The 23,000-nt window shown below is 65.4% G+C and carries 18 protein-coding genes; 7 read left to right on the top strand and 11 right to left on the bottom strand.

Annotated elements, in window-relative coordinates; genetic code table 11:
- Positions 1-88: 88 nt before the first annotated feature.
- Positions 89-1,696 carry a diflavin oxidoreductase gene (locus IC40_RS0104245; protein ID WP_030133514.1) on the top strand — a complete coding sequence of 536 codons (1,608 nt, stop codon included), beginning with the start codon at positions 89-91 and terminating at the stop codon, positions 1,694-1,696.
- Positions 1,697-1,718: 22 nt separating this feature from the next.
- Here IC40_RS0104245 and IC40_RS0104240 read toward each other — a convergent pair whose 3' ends face one another.
- Both IC40_RS0104240 and ffh read right to left on the bottom strand, forming a co-directional pair.
- Positions 1,719-2,786 carry an amidohydrolase family protein gene (locus IC40_RS0104240; protein WP_030133513.1) on the bottom strand — a complete coding sequence of 356 codons (1,068 nt, stop codon included), beginning with the start codon at positions 2,784-2,786 and terminating at the stop codon, positions 1,719-1,721.
- Between the two features lie 3 nt (positions 2,787-2,789).
- On the bottom strand, positions 2,790-4,358 hold the full coding sequence (ffh, locus tag IC40_RS0104235) for a signal recognition particle protein (protein ID WP_030133512.1): 1,569 nt from the start codon (positions 4,356-4,358) through the stop codon (positions 2,790-2,792).
- Between the two features lie 109 nt (positions 4,359-4,467).
- Between ffh and IC40_RS0104230 the strand changes: the two genes are divergently transcribed.
- Positions 4,468-6,651, top strand: coding sequence for a molybdopterin-dependent oxidoreductase (locus IC40_RS0104230; RefSeq protein WP_042509553.1), 2,184 nt, complete (start codon positions 4,468-4,470; stop codon positions 6,649-6,651).
- Here IC40_RS0104230 and IC40_RS0104225 read toward each other — a convergent pair.
- The 4 genes from IC40_RS0104225 to ftsY form a co-directional block, all read right to left on the bottom strand.
- Positions 6,648-9,128, bottom strand: coding sequence for a [protein-PII] uridylyltransferase (locus IC40_RS0104225; protein ID WP_030133510.1), 2,481 nt, complete (start codon positions 9,126-9,128; stop codon positions 6,648-6,650). The two genes, IC40_RS0104230 and IC40_RS0104225, sit on opposite strands and share 4 nt — an antisense overlap.
- Positions 9,129-9,201: 73 nt before the next feature.
- Positions 9,202-9,540: a P-II family nitrogen regulator gene (locus tag IC40_RS0104220; RefSeq protein ID WP_030133509.1), complete on the bottom strand. Its 339-nt coding sequence runs from the start codon at positions 9,538-9,540 to the stop codon at positions 9,202-9,204.
- A gap of 39 nt (positions 9,541-9,579) precedes the next feature.
- Positions 9,580-10,929 (bottom strand): ammonium transporter, encoded by a 1,350-nt coding sequence (locus tag IC40_RS0104215; RefSeq protein ID WP_019511303.1) that lies wholly within the window; start codon positions 10,927-10,929, stop codon positions 9,580-9,582.
- Positions 10,930-11,101: 172 nt separating this feature from the next.
- On the bottom strand, positions 11,102-12,466 hold the full coding sequence (gene ftsY, locus IC40_RS0104210; protein ID WP_030133508.1) for a signal recognition particle-docking protein FtsY: 1,365 nt from the start codon (positions 12,464-12,466) through the stop codon (positions 11,102-11,104).
- A gap of 110 nt (positions 12,467-12,576) precedes the next feature.
- Between ftsY and fni the strand changes: the two genes are divergently transcribed.
- Entirely contained in the window at positions 12,577-13,575 is a 999-nt protein-coding gene (gene fni, locus IC40_RS0104205) for a type 2 isopentenyl-diphosphate Delta-isomerase (protein WP_042509650.1), read from the top strand.
- Here fni and IC40_RS0104200 read toward each other — a convergent pair.
- From IC40_RS0104200 to IC40_RS0104190, 3 genes are read right to left on the bottom strand one after another with little or no spacing between them, the layout of a single operon-like run.
- Positions 13,572-13,841, bottom strand: coding sequence for a cytochrome C oxidase subunit IV family protein (locus IC40_RS0104200; protein WP_030133506.1), 270 nt, complete (start codon positions 13,839-13,841; stop codon positions 13,572-13,574). The two genes, fni and IC40_RS0104200, sit on opposite strands and share 4 nt — an antisense overlap.
- Positions 13,841-14,413 carry a cytochrome c oxidase subunit 3 gene (locus tag IC40_RS0104195; protein ID WP_036469365.1) on the bottom strand — a complete coding sequence of 191 codons (573 nt, stop codon included), beginning with the start codon at positions 14,411-14,413 and terminating at the stop codon, positions 13,841-13,843. The genes IC40_RS0104200 and IC40_RS0104195 overlap by 1 nt, the downstream gene beginning before the upstream one ends.
- Before the next feature lie 5 nt (positions 14,414-14,418).
- Positions 14,419-15,078 carry a hypothetical protein gene (locus IC40_RS0104190; RefSeq protein WP_030133504.1) on the bottom strand — a complete coding sequence of 220 codons (660 nt, stop codon included), beginning with the start codon at positions 15,076-15,078 and terminating at the stop codon, positions 14,419-14,421.
- Positions 15,079-15,265: 187 nt separating this feature from the next.
- Between IC40_RS0104190 and IC40_RS28100 the strand changes: the two genes are divergently transcribed.
- From IC40_RS28100 to IC40_RS27745, 3 genes are all read left to right on the top strand, one after another.
- Complete coding sequence (locus IC40_RS28100; RefSeq protein ID WP_191293489.1) at positions 15,266-17,608, top strand: TPR repeat domain-containing protein; 2,343 nt, start codon at positions 15,266-15,268, stop codon at positions 17,606-17,608.
- Between the two features lie 304 nt (positions 17,609-17,912).
- Positions 17,913-18,524 carry a hypothetical protein gene (locus IC40_RS28095; protein WP_157837296.1) on the top strand — a complete coding sequence of 204 codons (612 nt, stop codon included), beginning with the start codon at positions 17,913-17,915 and terminating at the stop codon, positions 18,522-18,524.
- A gap of 551 nt (positions 18,525-19,075) precedes the next feature.
- Positions 19,076-19,843 (top strand): ESX-1 system-associated protein, encoded by a 768-nt coding sequence (locus IC40_RS27745; protein ID WP_138158143.1) that lies wholly within the window; start codon positions 19,076-19,078, stop codon positions 19,841-19,843.
- A 1,247-nt stretch (positions 19,844-21,090) separates the two neighbouring features.
- On the opposite strand, the gene IC40_RS28435 is transcribed toward IC40_RS27745, so the two are convergent.
- Entirely contained in the window at positions 21,091-21,219 is a 129-nt protein-coding gene (locus IC40_RS28435) for a hypothetical protein (protein WP_268817304.1), read from the bottom strand.
- On the opposite strand from IC40_RS28435, the gene IC40_RS0104170 reads away from it, so the two are divergent.
- Positions 21,218-22,156, top strand: coding sequence for an EspK C-terminal domain-containing protein (locus tag IC40_RS0104170; protein WP_030133501.1), 939 nt, complete (start codon positions 21,218-21,220; stop codon positions 22,154-22,156). The two genes, IC40_RS28435 and IC40_RS0104170, sit on opposite strands and share 2 nt — an antisense overlap.
- A gap of 86 nt (positions 22,157-22,242) precedes the next feature.
- Here IC40_RS0104170 and IC40_RS0104165 read toward each other — a convergent pair whose 3' ends face one another.
- Entirely contained in the window at positions 22,243-22,956 is a 714-nt protein-coding gene (locus IC40_RS0104165; RefSeq protein WP_042509552.1) for a hypothetical protein, read from the bottom strand.
- Positions 22,957-23,000 lie beyond the last annotated feature (44 nt).

The raw sequence follows: 23,000 nt of genomic DNA, 5'->3' as shown, positions 1-23,000 counted from the left end.
GTGGCTCGCACAATCGGCGGACAAACAAGTAAGGTCACCCTAATTTGAGCGTCGGACAGCCGTCCCACGCACGACCGAAGGGGACTCTTTGTCCGGCCAAGCTTTTATCTCGTTGATCGTCGCGTTCGGCACCGATATGGGTAACGCCGAGGACGCCGCCATGACCTTCGCCGAATCCGTTGCCGAGATCGGCATCGAGGCCGAGGCCGTGGAGCTCAACCAGGTCGAACTCGGCCAACTGCAGGACGCCACCCATTTCGTCGTGGTGGTCTCGACGTTCGGCGAGGGCGAGTTTCCCGATTCGGCGACCCTGTTCTGGGAGGCCATCAGCGCCGACACCGACCGGCTGGAGCATCTGCACTTCTCGGTGCTCGCACTCGGTGACAGCTCCTATGAATTCTTCTGCAACGCGGGAAAGCTGCTCGACGAGCGGCTCGAGGCCCTCGGCGCCCAACGCATGGTCGACCGTGTCGACGTCGACGGCTTCTACGAGGAGCCCGCCAAGGCGTGGACCGCCGACATCATCAAGGTGATGACGGCACAGCAGGGCGGAACGGCACCGCAGCCCGCGGTGTCAGCACCCGAACGGACCGAACCGCGCGAGCGCAACGTTCCGGTGCGCGCCCGGCTCTCGGTCAACCGATGGCTCAACTCGACCGCGTCGGACAAGGAGGTCCGCCACTACGAGGTCGACCTGACCGGGACCGGAATCACCTACCAGGCCGGTGATTCGCTGGCAGTGCACGCCACCAACGACCCTGCACTGGTTCAGGCGCTGCTGGCGGCGTTCGGCGTCGGCGCCGACTACGCCGTCACCGGACACGAGCAGCCGCTCGGTGTGCTGTTGACCGAACACTTCGAGATCCGCACGCCGTCGCGGGCCCTGCTGAATCTGGCCGCCACCCGCACCACCGACGCCGAGGTGACCGCGGCCCTGCAGTCCGGCGATACCCACGGCGGTACCGAGAACTCGTGGCTGTACGGCAAGGATGTGCTCGATATCGTCACGCTGGCCGCCCTGAACGTCGACGAGGTGCTCGACACCCTGCGTCCCCTGCAGTTCCGCGACTACTCGATTGCCTCCAGCCCACTGGAGCATCCTGCCGCGGTGCACCTGACGGTCGCCAGCGTTCGCTACGACCTCGACGGGCGCGCCCACGGCGGGGTGGCATCGACATTTTTGGCGGATCGCTGCCAAGACGTCCTGGTGCACCTGCGTCCCAACACGCATTTCCGGCTGCCCGCCGGCGATGTCCCGATCATCATGATCGGCCCGGGCACCGGCATCGCGCCGTTTCGCGCCTTCCTGCAGGAGCGCCGCGCGACCAAGGCGAGCGGGCCCGCGTGGTTGTTCTTCGGTGACCGGCGCCGCGACACCGATTTCCTCTACGGCGCGGAGTTGCAGAAGTTCGCCGACGCCGGTGTCCTGACCCGGCTGGACCTGGCCTTCTCGCGCGATCAGGAGACCAAGATCTATGTGCAGCAGCGGATGCAGGAGAACGCCGAGGAGTTCTACCGCTGGTTGACCGAAGGCGCATACGTCTACGTATGCGGTGACGCCGACCGGATGGCCAAGGATGTCGATGCGGCCCTGCACGATATCGTCGCCCGCTGCGGCGGTCTCGACGCCGCAGGTGCGCACGCCTACGTCAACGACTTGATCAAGAGTCACCGCTACGTGCGCGACGTGTACTGACCCGGCCGGCGTCGTTGTGCGGTCAGCGCCAGATCCGCCCCCGCAGCAACACCAGGTCGGGGTTGCTCACGCCGACCTCGCGCGGATCTTCGCGGAAACACAGCAGATCCGCCGACGCGCCATGGGCCAGCGCGGGACGGCCCAACCAGGCCCGCGCGTCCCAGCACGCCGCGCCGAGAGCCTCCGTCGCGGTCATCGCCACCCGCCGCAGCGCGTCGATCTCGTCACCGATGCGACCGTGGGCGACCATGCCGCCGGCGTCGGTGCCGGCGAAGATCGGCACACCCGCCTCGTGCGCGGCACCCACCCGTCGGTGGCAGGAGGCGTACAGATCGCGCATGTGTTTCTCGTAGGTCGGGTACTTGGCCGCCTTGTCGGCGATGCCCGGGAAGTTCTCGATGTTGATCAACGTCGGGACCAGCACGGTGCCGTGCTCCAGCATCAGCTCGATGGTGTCCTCGGTGATACCGGTGCCGTGCTCGATGCAGTCGATGCCCGCCTTGATCAGCCCCGGCAGCGCCTCCTCGCCGAAGACGTGCGCGGTGACCCGGGCGCCCTCGGCGTGGGCGGCGGCAATCGCCTCGACCAGCACATCGTCGGACCATAGCGGCGCCAGATCCCCGACTCCTCGGTCTATCCAGTCCCCGACCAACTTGACCCAGCCGTCACCCCAGCGGGCCTGCTCGGCGACGTAGGCAGGTAACTGTGATTCGTCCTCGATATCGATCGGCAGACCGGGCATGTAACGCTTCGGCCGGGCCAGGTGCTTGCCGGCCCGGATGATGCGTGGCAGGTCCTCGCGGTCGTCGAAGCTGCGGGTGTCCACCGGGGAGCCGGCATCACGCAACAGCAGTGCCCCGGCATCGCGTTCGATCTCGGCCTGTTCGACGGCCTCCTCGACCGTCGTCGGCCCACCGGGTCCGAGCCCGACGTGACAGTGCGCATCGACCAGGCCCGGGATGATCCATCCGCCGTCAAATACGGTGTCCGCGTTGCTGATCGGCTCGGCAGACAGCACGCCGCCGTGCACCCACCACTGCACCTGCTCGCCGTCGGGTAACCCTCGGCCTCGAATATGCAGCGGCTGCACGGACTACTTCTGTCCGGGGAACTTCAGCTTGGACAGATCGAAGTTGGCCAGCCCAGGCGGCAGCTCGTCCAGGCCCTTCGGCATGTTGGACAGGTCCGGGAAGCCGCCGGGCATACCGGCACCCAACGGGTTCTTCGGCTGGGTCGGCCCCTTGGCGCCGCGGCCCTTCTTCTTACCGGCCTGCTTGTTCTTGCCCTTGGCCGCTTTACGCTGGGCGTTCTTGCGCCCGAACGGCATTCCCATCTGGCCTGCCATCTGCGACATCATCTTGCGAGCCTCGAAGAAGCGGTCGACGAGCTGGTTGACCTCGGAGACGCTGACGCCGGATCCGTTGGCGATGCGCAGTCGGCGGGAGGCGTTGATGATCTTCGGGTCGGCCCGCTCGGCGGGCGTCATCCCGCGGATGATGGCCTGCACGCGGTCGAGCTGGCTGTCGTCGACGGCGGCCAGGGCGTCCTTCATCTGGCCGGCGCCGGGCAGCATGCCCAGCAGGTTGCCGATGGGGCCCATCTTGCGGATGGCCAGCATTTGCTCGAGGAAGTCCTCCAGCGTCAGCTCGCCGGAGCCGATCTTGGCGGCGGTGGCCTCGGCCTGCTCGGCGTCGAACACCTGCTCGGCCTGCTCGATGAGGGAGAGCACATCGCCCATCCCGAGGATGCGGCTGGCCATCCGGTCGGGGTGGAAGACGTCGAAGTCCTCCAACTTCTCGCCGCTGGAGGCGAACAGGATCGGCACACCGGTGATCTCACGGACCGACAACGCGGCACCACCGCGGGCGTCACCGTCGAGCTTGGTCAGCACGACGCCGGTGAATCCGACGCCGGACCCGAACGCCTCGGCGGTGGTGACGGCGTCCTGGCCGATCATGGCGTCGAGGACGAACAACGTCTCGTCGGGGTTGACCGCATCGCGGATCGCCGCGGCCTGGCCCATCAGTTCCTCGTCGATGCCGAGACGGCCGGCGGTGTCGACGATGACGACGTCGAAGTGTTTGGCCTTGGCCTCGGCCAGACCGGCGGCCGCGACCGACACCGGGTCACCGGTGGTCATCTCATCGATGGTCGCGCCGTCGGGCGACACCCCGGGATGCGGCGCGAACACCGAGACGCCCGCTCGCTCGCCGACGATCTGGAGCTGGTGCACGGCACCGGGACGCTGCAGATCGCAGGCCACCAGCAACGGCGTATGCCCCTGTGCCTTGAGCCATCTGGCGAGCTTTCCGGCCAGCGTGGTCTTACCGGAACCCTGCAGGCCGGCGAGCATGATCACCGTCGGCGGGGTCTTGGCGAAGGAGAGCTGGCGGGTTTCGCCGCCGAGGATTCCGATGAGCTCCTCGTTGACGATCTTGACGACCTGCTGGGCCGGGTTCAGCGCGGCGGATACCTCCGCACCCTTGGCACGATCCTTGATGCGGCCGACGAAGGCGCGCACCACCGGCAGCGAGACGTCGGCCTCGAGCAGGGCAAGGCGGATCTCACGCGCGGTGGCGTCGATGTCGGCGTCGGTGAGCCGGCCGCGGGCGCGCAGCCCCTGGAGAGCACCGGTCAACCGGTCAGACAGCGATTCAAACACCTGGTAAGCGTAACGGTCAGCCATGATGAACTCACGGCGCACTCTGGCCTCGGGCGACAGCGGGCGTTAATCTGTCAACGCCCGCTGACAGAAACGGCCGGAGGCCCCCATGACAACCGTTGACCTCCCCCTCCCCCAGCGCGCCGCGCCGGCCGAGCCGGACAGCACCACCCACATCAGCCAGTGCACCCTGTGCGAGGCGCATTGCGGCATCCACGTCACCGTCACAGACGGTCGGGTCAGCCGCATCGCCGGCAACCCCGCCGACGTCTTCTCCAAGGGCTACATCTGCCCGAAGGCGACCGCGATGGGCGCGCTGCACGACGACCCCGACCGGTTGCGGACCCCGATGCGTCGGGTCGGCGACCGGTTCGAACCGGTCGGCTGGGATGAGGCCTTCACCGAGATCGGCCGACGACTCCGCGCGGTACGCGACCGTCATGGCTCCCACGCGCTGGGCATGTATCTGGGCAATCCGGCCGCGCACAGTTCCGGCGCAGGCTACGGACTGTTGTTGCGGATGGCCCTACGCACGCCGAACTTCTTCACCGCATCCTCGATCGACCAGATGCCTCACGAGTACGCGGCCTGGCAGGTCTTCGGTTCGAACTTCCTGATGCCGGTGACCGATATCGACCGCTGTCACCGACTCGTCGTCATCGGCGCCAACCCCGCGGTGTCCAACGGATCGTTGTCGATCATGCCGGGGGCCAAGCGACGCATCAAGGCGATACGTGAGCGCGGCGGCACGGTCGTCGTCATCGACCCGCGACGCACCGAGACCGCCCGCCTGGCCGATCAGCACGTGTCGGTACGCCCCGGCGGCGACCTGTTCCTACTACTGGGCATGCTGCACGTTCTTGTCACGGAAAACCTTTGCGACACAGCGGCCCTGGCGCGGATCGCATCCGGCTGGACGGAGCTGACCGCGTTGGTCGAGGGGGCCACCCCGGAGTCCATGGCGCCGCGCGCGGGCGTCACTGCAGAACAGATCCGCGCGCTTGCCCGCGATCACGCCGCGGCCGAATCGGCGGCCATCTACGCGCGAATCGGCATCTGCCACCAGGAAACCGGCACGTTGGTCAGTTGGCTGGTGATGGTGATCAACACGGTGACCGGGAATCTGGACCGCCCCGGCGGCACCATGTTCGCGACGCCGATCATCGACGTGCCGGGTCTGGCCAAGCGTCTTCCGATCAAACACGGCACCTACACCGACCGCTCGGGACGGCATCGTTCGTTCCGATCCGAACTGCCGGCCGTCGTGATGGCCGACGAGATGCTTTCCGACGGTCCCGGCCGGATCCGCGCGATGGTCACCTACGCGGGTAACCCGGTGTCCTCGATCCCGCAGAAGGGACGCCTCGACGCCGCGATGGCGCAGCTGGATTTCTATGTGGCCGTGGACATGTACGTCACCGAGACCAGTCGGCACGCCGATTTCATCCTGCCTCCCGTCTCGCCGCTGGAGCGCGAGGACGTCAACCTGCTCACCACCGTCTACAGCGTGCGCAACAATGTCCGCTATCAGCACCGCTCCTTCGAGCCGCCGACCGGGGCGTTGGAGGATTGGGAGATTCTCACCCGACTCGCCCTCGAGCTGGCGCCGGCACCGTTGCGGCGGATGCCCGCCACATTGCGGACCATGCTGATGAGGGCGATCGACCCGATGCGCACCGCAGCCCTGGTGCTGGCCACCGGCCCGTACGGCAGACTGCGCCGCGGCCGCAAAGGCATCACCCTGCGCGCGCTGCGTGACAGCCCGGGCGGTATCGACCTCGGGCCGCTGCAACCCCGGCTGCGGGAGGTCATCGCCACCGCGGACGGCCTGGTCCAGCTGGCGCCGGCGGCGTTCGTCGCCGACGCGGCGGGCCGATTGGCAGCTGCGGCCGAGGATTCCGACGCGGGCCGCTTGCAGCTCATCGGCCGACGCAACCTGCGCAGCAACAACTCCTGGCTGCACAACGCGCCGACCATGACCGGCGGGAACAACAGGTGCACGGTGCTCATGCATCCCGAGGACGCCGGTGCGCGGGGACTGGTTCAGGGTGCGCTGGTGCGCATCGCCTCCGACGTCGGCAGCATCGAGATCCCGGTCGACATCAGCGATGAGATGCGACCAGGCACCGTTGCCGTGCCGCACGGGTGGGGCCATCGCAACACGGGATGGCAGCACGCCAACACCTTGCCGGGGGCCAATGTCAACGAACTGCACGACCCGACACGGGTGGACACCTACACCGGGACGGCGGCGGTCAACAACACCTGGGTGACCGTCTCGCCCGCGACTTAACTGGCTTCCGACACCTTGCGCGGCGGGGTCGGCAGCATCGCGTAGAGCTCGCGTTCCATCTCGGCGCGCACCTCGTCGAGCTTCGTCTCGCCCAGCGCAGGCACCACGATGTGGAACACATCGATGACCACCGAACCCAGCGTCGTCACCTTCGCCCAGGTGATGTCCAGACCACGGCGCTCGATGACCGCGGTGAGCCGCGACAGCAACCCGGGTCGGTCACCGGCGCGGACCTGCAGCACCAGTTCGGCGGGGGCATCGCCGGTGAACCACAGGATGCGTGGCGGCGCCGTGGCACTGGTGGCCGGCACCGAGGCCGGGGTCTCACCCACCCGCGCCGGCCCGGCCGCGGCCTCCAGGTCCCGGCGGGCCAGCATGTCGGCGACGTCCAGACCACCGTCGAGCGCGAGGATGAACTGTTGGCGCAACAGTTCGGCGGCCGGCGGCGTGCCGAAATGCGGTGATACCGCGAAGGTGTTGATGGCCACTCCCTCGTGGCTGTTCACCGACGCCGAGTGCACCCGCAGCGCATTGAGGGCCAGCACGCCGGCGGCCTTGGACAGCAGACCGCGCCGGTCCGGGGCGATCATCGTGACGTTGTGGATGTGAGGTCCTTCGCCAGGGACCATCTCTACGTGCACCCCCGCGTCGGCTGCCAGCTCCAGATACCGCGGATCCACCGGATCGGGGGTGGGCAGCGGTTCACCGGCCATGACGAGTCGGCATCGCCGCACGAGATCGCCGATGAGCGAGGACTTCCAGTCCCCCCACACGCCTGGCCCGGTCGCCAGCGAATCGGCCTCGGCCAGAGCATGCAGCAGCTCCAGCAACAGCGAGTCGCCGCCGAGCGCCTCGGCCACCGAGGCGATGGTGTTGGGATCCTGCAGATCTCGCCGGGTTGCGGTATCCGGAAGCAGCAGGTGGTAGCGCACCATCTTCGAGAGAACCTCGACATCGGAGGGCCACAGGCCCAGCCTGGTGCCGATCTGGGTGGCCAGCTCGGCACCGATGATGCTGTGGTCGCCGCCGCGCCCCTTACCGATATCGTGCACCAGCGCACCGAGCACCAGCAGATCAGGTCTCGACACGCGGGTGGTCAATGCCGCTGCGCGGGAAACGGTTTCGACCAAATGGCGGTCGACGGTCCAGATGTGCACGACATCGCGCGGCGGCAGGTCACGGACGGCCCCCCATTCCGGGAAGAGCCGACCCCACAGCCCGGTACGGTCGAGGGCCTCGACGGTGGGCACCGCGGTCGGGCCCGCGGAGAGCAGCACCAGCAGGTCCTTGAGGGCTTCCCGCGGCCAGGGCGTACGCAATTCGGGAGCCGAACCGGCCAATCGACTCAGCGTGGGAGCCGCGATGGGCAGGCCGGTGATCGCCGAGGCGGCGGCCACCCGCAGGATCAGGCCGGGATCGCGTTCGGGCCGGGCGTCCCGGGCCAGGATGACCTCACCGGCGAACTCGATGACCCCCTCGTCGAGGGGACGCCGCGTCGGACGTCGCAATGCGGCGAAACCCCGGCGCGGCAGGGCATTTCCTGCGGTGCGGATGCCGGCGTCGACGTAGTAGCTGATGGTGCGGGCGGCATCGGAGATCGCGCGCGCCAGATCGAATCGGTCACCGATGCGCAGGGCCGCGCCGATCTCGTCGGCATACTGGGCCAGCACCTGCTCGCGTCCACGCCCGGAGACGCGGTGGAGCTCGGTGCGGACGTTGAGCAGCGACAAGTGCGCCCCGCCGAGCGTTCCGGTGGGCGAGGCGAGCAGCCGGCTCGGGTAGACGTCGGCCAACTGGGCGATGGCAAGTGCGTTGAGCAGCTGGACGTCACGGATGCCGCCGCGACCGTTCTTCAGATCGGGCTCGGCTCGGTGGGCGATCTCGCCGCTGCGTTCCCACCGCGCCTTGGTGTGTTCGACGAGTTCTTCGAAGCGACCGGCGATGCCGATCCGCCACTGTCGGCGGGCGCCGCCGGTCAACAGCGCGGACAGCTCTGCATCACCGGCGATGTGGCGGGCGTCGAGCATCGCCATGCCGACCGCGATGTCCTCACCGGCGACCTTCAGCGCCTCGGGAACGGTCCGGACGCTGTGGTCGATGCGAATGTTGGCATCCCACAACGGGTACCACAGGAGTTCGGCAACCCGGCTGACCACATCGGCGGGCATGTTGTCGTGCAGCAGCGTCAGATCGAGATCCGAATAGGGCAAGAATTCGCCACGACCCAGTCCCCCGGTGGCGACGATCGCGAAACCGCTGGTGGCGGTGATACCGATCTCGGTTGCCTTGGTGGACAACCAGAACTCGTGCAGGTCGAGCAGCGCGTCGCGCAGACCCGCCGAATCCAACTGCTTACCGCCGGTGTTGAGAAGTTGTGCGGTGGCCTTTGCCAAATCGGTGGCCGGACGCGGCGATCCCGCCGCCGGGGCTTCCCATCGGGCTGCCCCGGCGGCGGGATCTGGTGTCTGATCAGTCATTTCGGTCCTCCCCCGGCCCTACGTTGAACGGTCTTGCGTACATGGCCGGGAAACGACCTCCATCACCGGATGATCAGAGGGCGTCGACTCCGCGCTCTCCCGTGCGCACCCGCACGACGGTGTCCACCGGGCTCACCCACACCTTGCCGTCGCCGATCTTTCCGGTGCGGGCGGCCTGGACGATGACATCCACGACCTTGTCCACGGCCGAGTCGTCGACGACGACCTCGACGCGCACCTTGGGCACGAAGTCCACCGAGTACTCGGCGCCGCGGTAGACCTCGGTGTGGCCCTTCTGGCGGCCGTAACCCTGCACCTCGCTGACGGTCATACCGAGGATGCCCGTCTGCTCCAGACCGGTCTTGACGTCTTCGAGAGTGAATGGCTTGACGATCGCGGTGATCAGTTTCATATGGTCGATCCTTCCAGGACTGGAGTCAATTGTTCGCGATCATGCGAGTTCATAAGCGGTTTCTGCGTGCTCGGTCTCGTCGATGCCGGTGGCCTCTTCCTCTTGACTGACTCGCCAGCCTAGTGGCTTGACCACGAAGGCGATGATCGTCGTCAGCACCGCGGTGAACAGCAGTGCCACACCTGCGATCACGACCTGGACCACCAACTGCTTGTAGTCACCGCCGACGAAAAGCCCGGTTTCGGTGGCGAAGAAGCCCAGCGACACGGTGCCCCAGAGGCCGGCGATCAGGTGGACGCCGACGACGTCGAGCGAGTCGTCATAGCCGAACTTGTACTTCAGCCCGATTGCCAGGGCCGACAGGATGCCCGCGATCGCACCGACGACCAGTGACCAGACCGGGGTCAGATTGCCGCAGGCCGGGGTGATGGCGACCAGACCGGCGACCACACCGGAGGCGGCGCCGACGCTGGTGGCATGCCCGTCACGCAGACGCTCCACGAGCAACCAGCCGAGCATCGCGGCCGCGGTGGCGGCGGTGGTGTTGACCCACACGAGGCCGGCGACCATATCGGCACCACCCTCGGAACCGACGTTGAAGCCGAACCAGCCGAACCACAGGATGGCCGCGCCGAGCATCACGAACGGGATGTTGTGCGGACGGAATGCGGTCTTGCCGAAACCGGTCCGCTTGCCCAGCAGGATGGCGAGCACCAGCGCCGCCATACCGGCGTTGATATGCACCACGGTGCCACCGGCGAAGTCGATCGGTGCGACGTTGGCCGCGCCTTCCTCGTCGACACCGAACAGCTTGGCCGCCAGGCCCTGATCGCTACCGGAGAGCAGACCGCCACCCCAGACCATGTGCGACAGCGGGAAATACACGAAGGTGACCCACAGACCACCGAAGGCCAGCCAGGTGCCGAACTTCATGCGCTCGGCGACCGCTCCGCTGATCAGGGCGACGGTGATGACGGCGAAGGTCAGCTGGAAGGCGACCCAGACGATGGCGGGGACGGTGCCGAAGCCACCGAGAACGTAGGACTCGGCGCCGTTGATCTCGCGCACCTCGGTCAACTGGTTGACCCCGAAGAGCGAGAACGGGTTATCGAAGAACAGGCCGGGCGTCTCGCCGGTGTGCGCGGAGGCGAAGGACATCGAGTAGCCCCACAGCACGTAGATGACGCTGACCAAGCCGAGCGAACCGAAAGACATCATCATCATGTTCAGCACGGACTTCTGCCGGGACAGACCTCCGTAGAAGAACGCCAGGCCCGGGGTCATGAACAGCACCAGGGCGGCGGATGCGAGCACCCATGCCGTGTTGCCGGAGTCCAGGCCTCCGGGGCCGAACGGCAGGAAATTTTCGTCGGGTATGGCCAGGGCCACATCGTGCAAGCCAGGAACCACTTTGTATGAACCTCCTTGGGAAATGCGCCGCTGTAATCGGCCTCCCGAAGAGACTCTTTTGCCCTCGTTTCATCGGTGGTTCACCGATGTTTCGCGTGCGTGAACGGATTCCCGTTGTCTGTTACACCTGTGTTTCCCGGTTGCGCACGCGCTATCCGAGCAGCGCGTCGACGAAAGCCGAGGGCTCGAATGGGGCCAGATCGTCGGGTCCCTCACCGAGACCGACCAGCTTGACCGGGACGCCGAGTTCCTGCTGCACGCGGAACACGATGCCGCCCTTGGCCGTGCCGTCCAGTTTGGTCAGCACCACACCGGTGATGTCGACGACCTCGGCGAAAACCTTGGCCTGCGGCAGGCTGTTCTGGCCGATCGTGGCGTCGAGAACCAGGAGCACCTCGTCGACCTTGGACCGCTTCTCCACCACACGCTTGACCTTGCCGAGTTCGTCCATCAGACCGGTCTTGGTGTGCAGCCGGCCCGCGGTGTCGACGACGACGACGTCGGCGCCGGTCGCAATACCCTTGTCGACGGCGTCGAAGGCCACCGAGGCGGGGTCGGCACCCTCGGGCCCGCGCACGACATCGGCACCGACCCGCGAGGCCCAGGCCTGTAGCTGATCGGCGGCGGCGGCACGGAAGGTGTCGGCGGCGCCCAGCACGACGCGGCGGCCGTCGGCCACGAGGACGCGGGCCAGCTTGCCGACGGTGGTGGTCTTGCCGGTGCCATTGACGCCGACAACGAGCAGCACCGAAGGCTTGTCCTGGTGCGGTAGCGCCCGGATGGAACGGTCCAGGTCGGGACGCAATTCGGAGATCAGTACCTCTTTGAAGATCGCGCGGGCGTCGGCCTCGGTGCGGACCGAGGCGCTGGCCATCTTGGCGCGCAGCGAAGCCAGAATCGACTGGGTGACGACGGGGCCGAGGTCGGCGATCAGCAGGGTGTCCTCGATCTCCTCCCAGGAGTCCTCGTCGAGGTCGCCGCCGCCGAGCAGCCCCAGGACGCCGCGGCCAAGGGTGCTCTGCGATTTGGCGAGGCGGCCACGCAACCGCTCGAGGCGGCCCTCGCTGGGTGCGATGGGTTCGATGACCGCGGCCGGCTCCGGCTCAGGTTCAGGTGCGGGCTCGGGCTCGGGCTCCGGCTCAGGTGCGGGCTCGGCTGCGGGCTCGTCAGCCGGTGCGGGCTCGTCGATCGGCGGCTCGGCAGGAGTCTCGACCGCCGGCTCGGGCAGCGTGACCTCGGAGATCGTGCGCTTGGGCGCATCCCGCGGCACGGCCGCGTCGTCGCCGACGCCCGGAAGGCCGGTGGTGTCGATCCGTTCGACCGGCGGCGCCGCCGTCGAGGAGCTGAACGTGATGCCGGTCGAGGCTTTGTAACCACCCGACTTGTCGATCTCGGTGGTGGTCTCGGGAGCGGAGAGACTGATCCGACGCTTCCGGTAGCGCACCAGTCCGACGACCAGTGCGACGACGACCAGTACGGCTATGACCGCGAGCGCGATCCACAAGGCATCAGACACCCGGTCATTGTCTCAGGGACCGACGGCGGGGTTCCTGGCGCACTCCGCCGGGTCGGTCCGGATGTGGCAATGTCGATCCGGTGAGCATCGGCCCCGGCTTCGACGACCGCATGCAGGTGCGCAAGCGTCGGCATATCGACGTCTGCCTATCCGAGGCCGTCCAGTACCAGTCGGTGCGCACGGGGTTGGAGCGCTACCGGCTGCCCTACAACGCGCTCACCCAGACCGATCTGGCCCGCATCGACCTGAGCACGCAGTTCCTCGGTGAGCGACTGGCCGCGCCGGTGCTCATCGGCGCCATGACGGGCGGCTCGGAATTGTCGGGCACCATCAATCGCCATCTGGCCGCGGCCGCACAGTCACTCGGTGTCGGGATGATGCTCGGCTCGCAGCGCATCATGCTCGGTGACGCGTCGGTCACCAGTTTTCATGTGCGCGATATCGCCCCCGATGTGCTGCTGATCGGCAATATCGGGCTGGCGCAGGTGGGTGTGGACGTGGTGCCGTCGTTGCGCGATGCGCTGGCATCGGTGGGCGCCGACGCGCTGGCGGTGCATACCAATCCGCTGCAAGAGGCGATGCAGTACGAGGGTGACACCGATTTCGCCGGGTCGCTGGCCCGACTGCAGCAGGTGATCGCGTCGGTCGGGTATCCGGTGCTGGTCAAAGAGGTGGGTCACGGGATCGGTGGGGTTGCCGCGCGCGGGTTGGCCGATATCGGGGTGGCCGCCGTCGACGTGGCAGGGGCCGGCGGGACGTCGTGGGCACGCGTCGAACAGTTCGTGCGCTACGGCTCGGTGACCGATCCGGATGTTGCCGAGTGGGGAATTCCGACCGCTCAGGCCTTGGTGGAGGTCCGTTCTACGCTGCCGTCGATGCCGCTGGTCGCCTCCGGTGGCATCCGCACGGGGATGGATGCGGCCAAGGCGATCGCGCTGGGCGCCGATGTGGTCGCGGTGGCGCAGCCGTTGTTGGTGCCGGCGATCGAGTCCGCCGCCGCGGTCGAGGATTGGCTGGGGCGTTTCATCGCTGAGCTGCGGGTGTGTTTGCACGGATGCGGCGCACCCGATCTGGCGGCATTGCGCGCCGGCGGGATCGACAGGGTCTAGAGCCAGAGGTAGAGCGCCGACAACAGGGCCCACAGCCCCACGCAGTACGCCTCGAACGCCGCGCGCAGCGCGATCGGTGCGTGGCGCAACTCCATGAAGTCCAGCCCGACCAGGCGCACCTTGATGGCGGCGATGCCGAGCACCAGCACCGCCACCAGTGATCCGGTGCCGTGCTCGGCACCGACCGCCCAGGACAGCACGGTCGCGGCGACCAGGAACAGCCAACTGGCGCCCGCCCGATTGGTGAGTAGTTTCAGTGCCGTCATCAGCTGACCAGATAGAGCAGGGCGAACAGGACGATCCACAGCAGGTCGACCAGGTGCCAGAAGCAGGCGGCCCCTTCGACCAGCGCGGTGCGGGTGTCGTTCAGGTCGTGTCGGCGGGTCTGGCTCAGCACGAAAGCCAGCGCACCCAGACCCAGGCACACGTGGAACAGGTGCAGGCCGGTGAGGATGAAGTAGTACAGGTAGAAATCGTTGGCGCCGGGCCCGTGTCCCGCGGCACCCAGCGAGACGTACTCGTAGACCTTGAGCGCGATGAAGGTCAGGCCCAGCACCATCGCAGCTGCCGCCGCCCTCGTCGCCAGGGCGTGCTGGTTGGCCCGGATCGCGTTGATGGTCAGTACCACGCAGAGCGAACTGGTGAGCAGCACAAGGGTATTGGTGACGCCGACCCCGATGTGCAGGGTGGTGCGCGCCGCATCGAACACCTCCGGCGCCGTGGCGCGTTCGACCAGGAAGGTGACGAAGAAAGCGCCGAACACGAGCATGTCGCCGAACAGGAACACCCAGGTGCCGCTTTCACCGGGGATGCGCCGGTTAACGATTGGCGCGGCCATGGCGCTCACGCGCGGGCCCGCGCGCCCTGTTCGGCGCTGATCGATTTCAGCATCACTGCCGTGGTGCTGAACAGCCACACCACCAAGACCAGGCCGGGAATGTAGAAGGCGAAGACACCGTCCCAGGCCAGCGGGCCATCGTTGAAGACGACCACGACGCAACCGGGCAGTGAGAGCGTGGCGACCCAGAGGTTGAGGTAGCCGTACCAGCGCGGAAAGGTCGGCGGGTCCCCCTTGTCGATGAATGCGGCGGCAGCCAGCGTGAGGTTCTGGATGATGATGGTGCCGACGATGCCGATGAACCACAGCCAGAACACATCGTTGAGGGCTTGGGTGAGTTCGGCGGACCGTTCCTCGGGACGGAAGGCTGCGACGCCGAGGAAGAACTGCGGGAACAGCAGGGCGGGCACGAATACGGTTGCGGCCATCAACTGGGTCATCGACAGCATGCCCCAGCCGCCCTCGGCACGTCGGATCCGCAGGATGATGGCGGCCAGGAAGGGCAGTGCCAGAACGGCGCTGAGCAGTGCGCCCGACACACCGAACCGGATCCAGAGCTTGTGGTCGACGAAGAAGGCGGCGATCTGGTCGGCGGAGTCGGCCGGCGACAGCGGCGGGAACAGTTGGGCTATACCGGAAAAGCTGGCGCCGTAGAGCAGGATCATGACGGTTCCGCACCAGGCGCCGATGCGTTGCAAGGTCAGCTCCACAGCGGCAGGGTACCGATGTAGCGACTTAAGTTTTGTCACTTTTGCCGTTTTTTGGTTTCGACAAGCCTCTCCCAAACAGGTGCACTTTCTGGCATCGTCCGGCAAATAGACTCAAAGGGCTGGATCGGGGGACGGAGATCAGGTGGGTGCGCTCGAGGGATTCTTGTCGACGTGGGACAAGGCTCGCCAGACGTTCGGGGCGGGGGTCCCCCAGACCGGTGAGCAGTTCGACCAGAGCGCACAGTTGCAGCAGCTGCAGTCCACGGTGCAGACCGCCGCACCGGGGTCAGCGTGGTCAGGTACGGCCGCCAACGCCTACGGCGAGGTGAACAAGGAACACGCCCGGGTGCTGGGCGAGCTGGCCGTACTGGACAGGCGGTTGGCCAATCACGTCAACGAGTCGGCCAACGTGGTCGCCACCGGCCGGCAGAATCTCGACAACTTGCGCCAGTGGGTCGTCGACGCCGCGGCATCGGTGCCACCCGGAAAGAACCGGGAGCAGTTGATACTGCCGATCGTGCAGAAGGGCCTCGGCGAGCTGTCCGGGATCGTCAGCACATCCAATTCCGAATTGAACCGGGTGGCCGGTGACATCACCAAGCTGGGCACCGAGTGGGATGCGTTGCAGGACCAGAAGTTCGGCGGTGCGGGCAAGGAGGACAAGCCCGAGCAGCGGGATGATGAAGTGCAGCTGGTGAGCAACGAGGAGCCGTTGGCCGAGGACGGTGACCTGAAACCCGAAGACATGGAGGAGCTTGTACATCAGGCCGTGCAAGAAGGTAATCCAGAGGCGGCCGCCAAAGTCGACAAGATCCTCGACTCAATAAACGAAAATCAGTTGGGCCCGCACAGCAAAGAGAACCCACTAACCCCTGTTCAAGCCGAACTCGTAGGCCAGATGCAGGCACAGATGAAGCCAATGTCCTTGGCCGACCTCAATGCGGCTCGGGAACGGCTCGGCGACAACAAGAACATTCTCATCAACGCAATGCACGTGATGAGCGACCCGGACGTTACATACCCTCGCCACGATGGTGACGGCGCGCAAATTGTTCCGTCGGGCCCCGGCGTCCCTCTGCCCAACAACGGTGTACTGCCGGGGGATACTGGCGCCTTGCCGGATGGCGTCCAAGCCGTGCTGAATGAGCGTGGCAACTTCTTGGGCCCGCCGGATCCGTCCGTTGGCTACCCAGGCAGTCATACCGACCTCGAAGCTCCACATCGCGAGGCGGCCGCGAACAATATGAAGAACCTTGCCGACATCATTGGTGAGGGCGATCCGCGCTTCCAGCAAGGTTCCCAGCTCGATCGCGAAATGATGGCCAACGCGAAAGAGTGGCTCGCGGCCCAGGAAGGCCCTACCGGCCAAACTCAGGAGCACTGGGGCGACGAGGTTGTCGAACGAGTATTTGACACAGCTGGACGCGACACGGTGGTCTCGCACGACATGCTGACCACTGATCGGGACTTCATGCAAGACGTTCTTACACATGAGTGGCAGGACGACGGACAATCAGCACGCACGCTGACCGACTGGATCCACGACTCATCGACTTCGCCTGATCCCGATGTTCGCGAAAGAGCGGGTCAGACCGCAAGTGCCATCGCCTCGTACATTGGCGACCCGAAGAACGAGAACATCCTCATGAACAACAGCACAGGCTCCCAGCCAAACATGTCTTTGGGCCAGATGAACCCGGAGCTGACGACAAGTCTGGCAAATGCAATCAGCCCGTACATGGACGAAATGGCTGGTCGACCCATCAGTTCCGAAGGCACAACGGGATGGAACTCCATTGACAACTCCTCTGACCTTTCCTACCCCCATGCTGTCCATGTGATGGGCGTCCTCGGCACCGGCGAGGACGCCGCCCGCATCCTGGACAGCCGGTCTGCTGAGGTCCAAGCCGCCTACATCAATGAATACGCAAACTCGGTGATCGACAGCCACGGACAGTTATCGGATTCATCAGCAATGGAAGCCGCCGGGAGGTTGAAAGGCATCACGGCCGAAGGGGCGTTCATGTCGACCTCAGACATCGAGTCCGATGCCACAAAGGCCCGACAGGCCGCCTGGGACCGGATGGCACGCAACTACGACGCTTTCGCTGCGTTGGCAGGCGGCGTGCCGCACGCGGGCCCGGCGCTTGGAGTGGAATCGGTGCTTATGAAGGATGCGATTCTCGGTCCCCGACCCGAATCTGCCAACCTAGGTGAAACTCCAATCGAGAGTACCGTTGGCGTGAAGTCGGCGCTGGCAACGGCTTTCATGATGAATGGGATTGGCGATCCCGCGGATATCGCCCGACTATCACCCTTCGACTCTGACGGTGACGGGCAACTGAATATCCCGTCCGACGATGTATATGACGAGTCTGCGGGACGCTATCAAAATGCTTTAAATATCTACTTCAGCAATCTGAGCGACTCGATCAGCGATCCGCTGGACGACTACGATAGGGCATATCGTGACGTCGTTCGCTAAACTCTCACTCAAGGGGACGATAGCGTTTTCGTTGGCCGCCATGCTTGTCACCGCTTGCGGGAATCACGGAGATTCAGGGCCAAAACCCGCAACCAGGTCCATGACCGCCCCTCAAACCGAATTTACTAATTGGCCGCCCCAGGTTGACCAATTTCGGTTCCACTGGTCAGCGGCGCCTTCGATCGACTTGGGGACCGGCCCATCGGTCGCGCTGCGGGCGTATGTGGAGTCCTACGTACTCGTCCAGATCTCAGGCGTAGAGACAGCCACGTACCCCGGCTTCGACCGCGCTACCCCAGCAAATGTGGGTAGCCCCGGCAATCCGGATCCGCTCTTCCAGCTCGTTGACGTGAGGCCGTCACCACCGACATCGAACGTCGAGCATGAAGACAATCGCCGTGTCGCCGGTTATCAACCAACGCATGTTCTGAGCCTCGAACCCCACGGCGCTAGTTACCGAGCAACCGTCTGCCTTGGTTTGTACTCCGTCTACCGAACCGTCGGAGACACGCAAGACAGGTACGTGTCGGCGCTAGCTGATCCGGCCACTGGCCGTGCCATGTACACCGGCAGCGGCAAGGCACGTGAGGGCGGAGTCGATGTCTGGGTAGTCGAACTAACGAACAGAGGTCCGCAGGTCGCCGTTGAGTCTTCGGCTCCTGACGGTCCGCAAATCGGCACCCGTCCGGCACCCATGGGTGACGTGTTCGGCAACTGGTCCATAACCGGACGCAGTTCAGGCGTTTGGGGAACGATCGAAAGCACCGAAGACGTCGTCACACCAGAGATTCAAAAGCAGTGCGCAGCGGCCATGCCTGATGACGCCGCCACTCGCGAAGCGATGGCAAACGGATTTCACCAGAAGCCGCCGCCCCACGGCGATGCGATCCCTGGTTGGCCGGCCACGGTCAAGTGACAAAGCGATGGCACAGACACCGACGAATCCGGTAGGTACTGACCGAAGCTCGTCCTGCAAGAAAGAAGTGCACGTGACGCACTGCGCCTCGGCTTAAACTGAGGAACGGGCAGGATGGCTAGCATCGGTTCGGTGAGACTCGACGGCGATGGGGGTGGATTCGTGACGGCGCGCGATTCTCAGAGGTGGCGCCAGTGACGAATCCTCCGCCGCCCGGTTGGGAACCTCCTCACCAAGGTCCTCAACATCCTTTTGGTCGGCAACCGCAGCATGAGTTTGGACGTACACCTGTACCACCTGGGTGGCCACAGCCGCCAGCGCCAGCCAAGAACAACGGTCTGAAATGGTCGCTAATAACTGTCGCAATACTGCTAGTCATCGCCATTTCAGTTGGCGCCACGCTGCTGTTCACCCGCGACGGCAACGCTGGTCACACCCCGAATGGAGCCGATACTGCCGCCAACGGCTTCGCGAGTATCCGAGACTCCGGGCCAGTTCGAGTCATAACGGAGGATCCGTCGTGCGCACCGTCGCGTCCAATCCTTGACACTTTGTCGAAGCAGGAAAGCCAGGGATGGCACACCCGAGACCCATCAATCCCAGCTTCATCCTGGACGGCAACGGAACGGGCAACTCATGAAGCGGTAGCCGCCGCCATGCGTCGCGCGGCAGATCAGTCCGTCGCGCTTGCCAAGATGACGACGAATCGTGTTATGCGCGAACTGTATGAGCAATCCATAGCTTACTGGCGCGCATACGCGGATAGTGTTCCTACTTACAGGCCAATCGACAACGAGCTAGCTAGGGTAGCGACTGCATCATCAAGCGCAATTGTTGCAATATGCGCAGCAGTAAACAACCGCTCTGCAGCCGCGCGCAGCCCACTCGTGAAGCAAGCTGCGCCGCCATCGATTCCGAGCGAACCACTTGCGACTGAGAATCCGACCATGTTCATGGATTCTGAAGCGAACAGCAAGTGCGACGATTGGAAGGACAGATTAGATCAGTTCGATGTCGACGCAGCCAGTTGGTTCAGCTTGGATGCCAATATCCCGGCGAGCGAGTGGACACCCGAGCAGCGAAGTTCGATGGAACACATTGCTTCAGTTATGTCCAAGTATGCAGAGGATCTGGAACGCATAGGAAAGGACAGTGGCAGCGCGATATTTGATGACTTCGCCAATCTCGCGGGACAATATTGGCGCGCTTTTGTGGAAGCCATCCCCTCGTATACGACTGATGATAGCTATCTATCAAGTGCAGCGTCTCAGGCTGGCTTCATTTTGTACAACGCCTGCGCCTACTCGGACGGCAAATAGTTGACCTTCGCCAGGCCTACAGGCAACTACGCCGACCAAATGACCAGCGATGGCGGTTGGCCCGACGTTGACGAGCAGGATTACCTGAACCGCGCGGAGGCTCTCGGTGAAATACTGCAGGGGCTTTCACACAGCACCGATCTATGGTCGCGCGAGGGAAGCGAGTTATCTGCTGGCGTAGTTTGGTACGGAGCTGGCGCTTCCGCTGGTTCCGATGCTGTACAAGGCCGAATTCGGTCAATGACTCGGACCCAATATGATCTAGCGCGTGCAATAGCCTGGATGAACTTTATATTCGGCGTGGTTCTAACAACAAAAGTCTCCATTTTTGATCGCGTTACTACCGCCCAGAGCCAGATTGCAGCGCTGGACGGTGCTGATCTAAGACCTGAAGTCCGACAAAAAAGAATAGATGAGATAGTAAATAAAACACGCGAAGAAAACATTGCGGCTGTCGCCTCGGCAGCGGCCGAATCTAAATATTCGAGTTTGAATCTCACGGACGAGCAGATCAGAGCTGGCCTTGAGGGACTTTCACGCAACAACGGACCTGCGCCAGTCACGGCGTCATCAAATGCGGCTGCCGGACGCGAGCCCGCTAGCAACACTAGATCAAATTTCGTGAGTCAAGGAGGTCCAGCGGCGGCGCCGCAGAAGGCCGGGCAACAATCTAGCAGCATGCTTTCTCCTCCAAACGAACAATCTCAAGGCTCCCCCCCATCCGAACAGTCACAATCCGCGGGGCAGCCACAGCCTGTAGCGAATCAAAGCGGATTCACTGCTCCGCCTCCACCTGAAGACACGCCGACGCCGGCACCCGTACCGCAACCTGTCTCCGCTCAGGGCAACATCACAGCGCCGTCCGCGGGTCCGCCTACGCCAACTGGCATAGGCGGAACTCCTGGCACTTCGACTGGAATCAGTACTACGACCCCAGTCGCAGGTCCTCGTGGGACCTCAGGATCTATGCCTAGTTCGACAGGCAGCGGTTCGTCATCCGGCGGCGGCTTGGGCGCCGGGGGTACTTCAGGCGGAGTTGGAGGCGCTTCCGGCGGCAGCCCCCAAGCTCCCGCAGCCTCGGCCGGCAGCGGTACCGGATCTGGTGCCGCGCCAGTCAATACGCCCCAGCAGGACTTCCAAAAGGGCTTCAGCGACATCACCAAGGCCGCAGGCACGACGCAACCTCCGCTGACCCAAGCACCTTTAGGCCAGCCGACCCCGGCACCCGCAACACCGGCACCCGCGGTCTACCAGGCACCCGACACATCCAGTGCAACCTCGCCGGCCGCCGCGGTCAACCACACCGGTGGGCCCGTAGCACCCAGCGCTCCCGCACCCGCGGCACCCGCCGCGCCCCCGACCGGAGCCCCGCCCATGCCACTGGCTCCCCCATCGACACCGGCTCCGGCCGCACCGGTCGCACCCGCGGCCGGATCCGTCGGCCCCGCCATCGCACCGACCTCGACCAGCCAAGGCGCCGCGGGCGCGGCGGCCGCCCCGGTCCCGATCTCGGCCGCGCGCGCCGAACGCGATGCCATTGCCGCCGCAGCGACCGCAGGAGCCCTGCGCCGCAAGGGAAACAATCCACGCCAACTGGCCAGGCACATTGCCGCCGCACTCAACGTCGACATCACCGACCCCAGCCTGTTCTGGATCACCGGCGTCACCGGCGACGGTCAGATCCTGGTCGCCAACAACTACGGGCTCGCCTACATCCCTGAGCACGTCCAACTGCCACCACAGGTCAAGATGGTCTCCGCCGACGAATCCATCCCCGCCTCCACCCGAGGCACCTGGGCCACCTATCCCCTGCTCGCCCTGCAGGAATGGGCACGCCACCACAACCTCACCCTGCAGGCCGTCATCGGCACCGAAGCAAACCTCAAAGGCTTCGACCTCGGCGCCGCCCGCGACATCCTCACCCCGGAAGACATGCCTGACACCGGAAAGATGCAGGGCCGCAGCCGACTTGAAGTCATCGCTCCAGCTGTCGCCACCAAACTCGCAACGGTGGGACCAGCCGGGCTGGCCGAACTCCTTCCGCCCACCCCCGCCGACGCCACCCCACCGCCGGACAACCGGATCAACCTGCTGCTCGAAGTGTGCAAGCCGCTACTGAGCGCCAACCCCGACCGCGCCGGCGCCCACCTCAAAGCGATGATCACCTACGCCGACCACCTGCAAGCCGTCGCCCTGCACAAAGCGCAGACCGCACTCGACCCCGAACTCCAACGCGCCGCCATCACCGACTGGATCTACTGGCAGCACATCAGCGTGCTCACCACCGAAGCCCTACCGGCAATGGTCAGCTGAAACACGTAGTACTACAGGCAGTACCAGTACTACGGGTAGTACTACGTTCGCGGAGGCATTGTCGCCTGGCCTGCCGACAGCGCGCCCTAGAGATTGATCGCCGCGTTGTCTTCAGCGGCACGCGACGGCTTGTCGACCGGAGCACGCTCACCACGCTCGCCCGCTTCCGAACGCTCCTCGGGCTTCGACTCGCCGTCCTTTGAATCCTTGTCGGAGAACTGCTCGACGATCTGCTGAACCTGCTCCCCGACCTGCTGGGCGCCCTGCATGGCCGACTGCGGCAGCGACGCCACCATCCCACCGACCTGCTGAGGAATCTGTGCGGCCTGCTGGGCCATCTGCATCGGCATCCCGAGCATGCCGCCCATCTGCCCCATCCCGCCGGCGCCAGAAGCACCAGCGGCTCCTACAGCACCGGCCGCAGACGCCGGGACAGCCGCACCAGCGGCCCCGGCAGCTGCAACGCCACCTGCGGCGCCGCCACCGGCACCCGGCGCACCGGCAGCAGACGGCGTGATCGCCTCTTCGATCTTGCTCTTGAGGTGCGCATCGCCTTGGCCGTACCGGCGGGCCGCCTCGATCACCGACTCGGCCGTCCCGGTCGCCGCCGTCTTCAGTGGGGGCAATCCCTCGATGATGGGCGCTTCGGCCTTGGGAATATCGGCGGCCAACGCCTGGGAAAGTGCATCGGACCCCAAGGAGGGAGTGAACGGCTCGGGCGCATCCGGCAAACTCTGCGCCGCGGCGAGTAGCCGCTCACCCGCAGCGTTCAGCAGTTCGGCGTCAACTTTGAGATCCATCGGGCCACCTCCAACCCCAAAAACCCTACCGGAGCCCCCGACCC

This window comes from Mycolicibacterium neoaurum ATCC 25795, from assembly GCF_000691525.1.
In the GTDB taxonomy this organism is placed as follows: domain Bacteria; phylum Actinomycetota; class Actinomycetes; order Mycobacteriales; family Mycobacteriaceae; genus Mycobacterium; species Mycobacterium neoaurum.
The sequence above is the reverse complement of the archived record's forward strand: the minus strand, read 5'-3'. Positions and strand labels throughout refer to the sequence as shown.

What these genes read in the sequence shown, in the direction of transcription:
- IC40_RS0104230 (WP_042509553.1), top strand. Translation starts at nt 4,468, where the DNA reads ATGACAACCGTTGACCTCCCCCTCCCCCAGCGCGCCGCGCCGGCCGAG.
- IC40_RS0104165 (WP_042509552.1), bottom strand. Translation starts at nt 22,956, where the DNA reads ATGGATCTCAAAGTTGACGCCGAACTGCTGAACGCTGCGGGTGAGCGG.
- IC40_RS0104170 (WP_030133501.1), top strand. Translation starts at nt 21,218, where the DNA reads ATGCCACTGGCTCCCCCATCGACACCGGCTCCGGCCGCACCGGTCGCA.
- fni (WP_042509650.1), top strand. Translation starts at nt 12,577, where the DNA reads ATGCAGGTGCGCAAGCGTCGGCATATCGACGTCTGCCTATCCGAGGCC.
- IC40_RS28435 (WP_268817304.1), bottom strand. Translation starts at nt 21,219, where the DNA reads ATGGGCGGGGCTCCGGTCGGGGGCGCGGCGGGTGCCGCGGGTGCGGGA.
- IC40_RS0104225 (WP_030133510.1), bottom strand. Translation starts at nt 9,128, where the DNA reads ATGACTGATCAGACACCAGATCCCGCCGCCGGGGCAGCCCGATGGGAA.
- IC40_RS0104200 (WP_030133506.1), bottom strand. Translation starts at nt 13,841, where the DNA reads ATGACGGCACTGAAACTACTCACCAATCGGGCGGGCGCCAGTTGGCTG.
- IC40_RS0104220 (WP_030133509.1), bottom strand. Translation starts at nt 9,540, where the DNA reads ATGAAACTGATCACCGCGATCGTCAAGCCATTCACTCTCGAAGACGTC.
- IC40_RS0104195 (WP_036469365.1), bottom strand. Translation starts at nt 14,413, where the DNA reads ATGGCCGCGCCAATCGTTAACCGGCGCATCCCCGGTGAAAGCGGCACC.
- IC40_RS0104190 (WP_030133504.1), bottom strand. Translation starts at nt 15,078, where the DNA reads ATGATCCTGCTCTACGGCGCCAGCTTTTCCGGTATAGCCCAACTGTTC.